Origin of the sequence: Bradyrhizobium sp. SHOUNA76 (assembly GCF_023006445.1) — a bacterium.
GTDB lineage: Bacteria > Pseudomonadota > Alphaproteobacteria > Rhizobiales > Xanthobacteraceae > Bradyrhizobium.
The window spans coordinates 1-2,986 of the sequence record NZ_JALBHA010000641.1 but is presented as its reverse complement, the minus strand read 5'-3'; the positions used below and the strand labels follow the sequence as shown (position 1 = coordinate 2,986).

At 65.8% G+C, this 2,986-nt stretch carries 3 protein-coding genes and 1 pseudogene; 1 reads left to right on the top strand and 3 read right to left on the bottom strand.

Annotation, left to right across the window (positions count from 1 at the left end):
- Positions 1–145: pseudogene (locus MOV74_RS34900) on the bottom strand (alpha/beta hydrolase); the annotation flags it as partial.
- Entirely contained in the window at positions 142–1,080 is a 939-nt protein-coding gene (locus tag MOV74_RS34895; RefSeq protein ID WP_246931608.1) for a ring-cleaving dioxygenase, read from the bottom strand. The pseudogene MOV74_RS34900 and the gene MOV74_RS34895, both read right to left, overlap by 4 nt.
- Before the next feature lie 129 nt (positions 1,081–1,209).
- Here MOV74_RS34895 and MOV74_RS34890 point away from each other — a divergent pair, with 129 nt between their 5' ends.
- On the top strand, positions 1,210–2,133 hold the full coding sequence (locus MOV74_RS34890; RefSeq protein WP_246931606.1) for a LysR family transcriptional regulator: 924 nt from the start codon (positions 1,210–1,212) through the stop codon (positions 2,131–2,133).
- On the opposite strand, the gene MOV74_RS34885 is transcribed toward MOV74_RS34890, so the two are convergent.
- Positions 2,126–2,986 (bottom strand): response regulator (locus tag MOV74_RS34885; RefSeq protein WP_246931604.1); only part of this gene is annotated, 861 nt, incomplete at its 5' end. The two genes, MOV74_RS34890 and MOV74_RS34885, sit on opposite strands and share 8 nt — an antisense overlap.

Sequence of the window (2,986 nt, the reverse complement as noted above, 5' to 3'; positions counted from 1 at the left end):
AGAGCAGGGCGGAGCCCGGCGAGATCATCTTGCCGAGCCCGAGCAGGTCGTTCTCGTCGCCGCCGGTGCCGTGCAGCAGCAGGAGCGGCGGGGAGCCCGCGCTGGTCGCGGGCTCGAAGCGGTGGATGAATGCAGTTTCAGTCATGACACGGTCTCTTCCAAATTCGGCAACACACCTTCGATCTGCTTGCGGTGCTGCTCGAGGAAGCTAGGCAACTTGAGGTCACGTCCCAGCGTCGCGACGGGCTCGTCGACGGCGAAGCCGGGAATGTCGGTCGCGATCTCGAACAGCACGCCGCCGGGTTCGCGGAAGTAGACCGAGCGGAAGTAGTTGCGGTCGCGCTGCTCGGTCGGATGCAGGCCGTGATTGCTCACGAGCTTTTGCGCCATCTTGCCCTGCTCGGCATCGTCAACCGCGCGGAAGGCAATGTGATGCACCGACCCGCCGCCCTGATGCCCGCGCAGGAAGCCCTTGGCCTCGTAGATGTCGACGACGCTGCCCTCGACGTCGCCCGGGGCCTTGAAGCGGATCACCGAGCCTTCGCGTCCGGTCTCCTTGAAGCCGAACACGTCGGTGAGGACGGCGGCCGTCTTGGCCGCGCTGTCGAGCAGCAAGGTCACGCCATGGAAGCCGCGGATCGCATGCTCGGCCGGCACGTCGCCGTTGCTCCAGCCGGGCTCGTTTTCCGCACCCGGCACGCCGACCAGCGCGAGCGCCATGCCATCAGGGTCGGTGAAAGGCAGCACGGACTCGCCGAAGCGCTTTTCCAGCGCCTCATAGGCAATGCCCTTTTCAGTGAGGCGCTGGGTCCAGTAGCCGAGCGAGCGCTGCGGCACGCGGAAGGCGGTCTGATGGGTCTCGCCGACGCCGCGGCGTCCGGGCGATACACCGGCCCACGGGAAAAAGGTCAGGATGGTGCCGGGCCGGCCGGTCTCGTCGCCGTAATAGAAGTGATAGGTGCCGGGATCGTCGAAATTGACCGTCTTCTTGACGAAGCGCAGGCCGAGATCCCGCGTGTAGAAGCCGAAATTGCGAATGGGGTTGCCGGCAATCGCGGTCACATGGTGCAGTCCAGACATTGTCGTCCTCCAAAAGCTCGGGGAGCGTCTTGCTCTGGCCGGAAATATTGTTCCGCTTTGGATTGGAGACAATCCATGCAAATATGACGGCTATGTCTACGATTTGGAAACAATCGCCAGGGCCGTCCCTTGGATAAGCTCGGCAGTCTGCGGGCCTTCGTGAAGGTGGTCGAAAGCGGCAGTTTTGCCGAGGCGGGCCGGCAGCTCCGGCTGTCGCGATCGGCGATCAGCAAATACATCGCCGACCTCGAGGAGAGCCTCGGCGTGCAGCTCCTGAACCGGACCACGCGGCATGCGAGCCCGACCGAGAACGGCCAGCGCTATTTCGAGCGCGCGGTCGTGATCCTCTCGGAGATCGAGGCCGCCGACCAGGCGGTGGCGCAGGCCCAGTCGGCGCCGCGGGGGCTGCTCCGCGTCAACGCGCCGATGTCGTTCGGCACCATGCGGCTCGGGCCCGTGCTGGCCGATTTCATGGCGCGATATCCGGAGCTGCAGCTCCAGATCGTGCTCAGCGACGACCTGCTCGATCCCGTGCAGGACGGCTTCGACGTGACCTTGCGGATCGCGGAATTGGAATCGTCGAGCCTGATCGCGCGAAAAATCATGCCGATAGCGCGCATGATCTGTGCTTCGCCGGATTACCTCGCGCGGCACGGCACGCCGAAGCACCCGCAGGATCTGCGCGAGCATACCTCGCTCACCTACGGCTTCCTGCTCACCGGCAACCAATGGAAGCTGACCGGCGCTGACGGCGATCACTGGATCCAGCCGGCCTGGTCGCTCTGCGTCAACAATGCCGAGGTGCTGCGCGACGTCGCGATCAAGGGCAGGGGGCTGGCGCTGCTGCCGGAGTTCATCGCGGCCGATGCGTTACGGAAAGGCGAGCTGCGCGTCGTGCTGGACAATTATTTCGCGCCGCCGCTCGCGCTCTATGCGGTCTATCCGCCGACGCGGCATCTGTCGGTGAAAGTGCGGCTGTTCATCGATTTTCTGGTGGAGCGGTTTGGGCGGGAGGAGGCGGGCGGTGTGCGCCGGCGAGCCGAGGCTAACTGACCGAACGCTGTTCGGCAGGCTGAAGCAGATCGTCCAGCGCGTTCATCGAGGCCCGCTGAAGCTCGGCGAGTTCACGCGCAGAATTTTGCCGCTCAGGCGCTGACATCGCGGGCGCCGCCAGCTCGACCTCGCGGCAGTGCTCGAACAGGCGGACGAGGCCGAGCGCGCTCGCCGCGCTGCCGAGCTGATGGGTGAGCCGCGCGAGCTGCTTATGATCGCCGATCGCTGCGGTCTTGGTGATGTCTGCGATCAGCTTGTCGCTGGTCTCCTGCAGCAGATGATGCAGCTTCGCGATGTGCGCCGCGCCGAGCAGCTCCCGCTGGTCGTCGAGGAAGTGCCGGTCGATCAACGCGCCAGCAGCGAGCGGCGGCGCCGTCGGCTCGACTTCCGGATCGTTCTCGATCGCCTCGCGCAGCGCGTTGATCAGGATCGGTTTGCTGACGGTCTGGACAATGCCGGCGCCGGCGAGCCGCTCGCGCGCGCTCGACGACACGTCCGCCGTCACGGCGATGATGCGCGGCGTGTTTGGCAGACCGAGCTTGCCGATCCGCGAGGCCGCTTCCACGCCGTCCATGTCGGGCATGTGCAGGTCCATGAGGATGACGTCGAACGCCTGATCGCGGGCAAGTGCGACGGCCGATGCGCCGTTTCTTGCGATGGTAGGGAGATGGCCGAGCCTCTTCAGGATGGCTTCGCCGACGTCGCAATTGACGGGATCGTCGTCGACCAAGAGCACGCGGAGCTGCCGCGATGGCGGTTGCAGCGCACCTTGCGCGATGCCGCTCGCGGCGAGGCCGAGCGGCACTTGAAGCGTGAACGTGCTGCCCGCGCCCGGCGTGCTCGCAACCGTCAG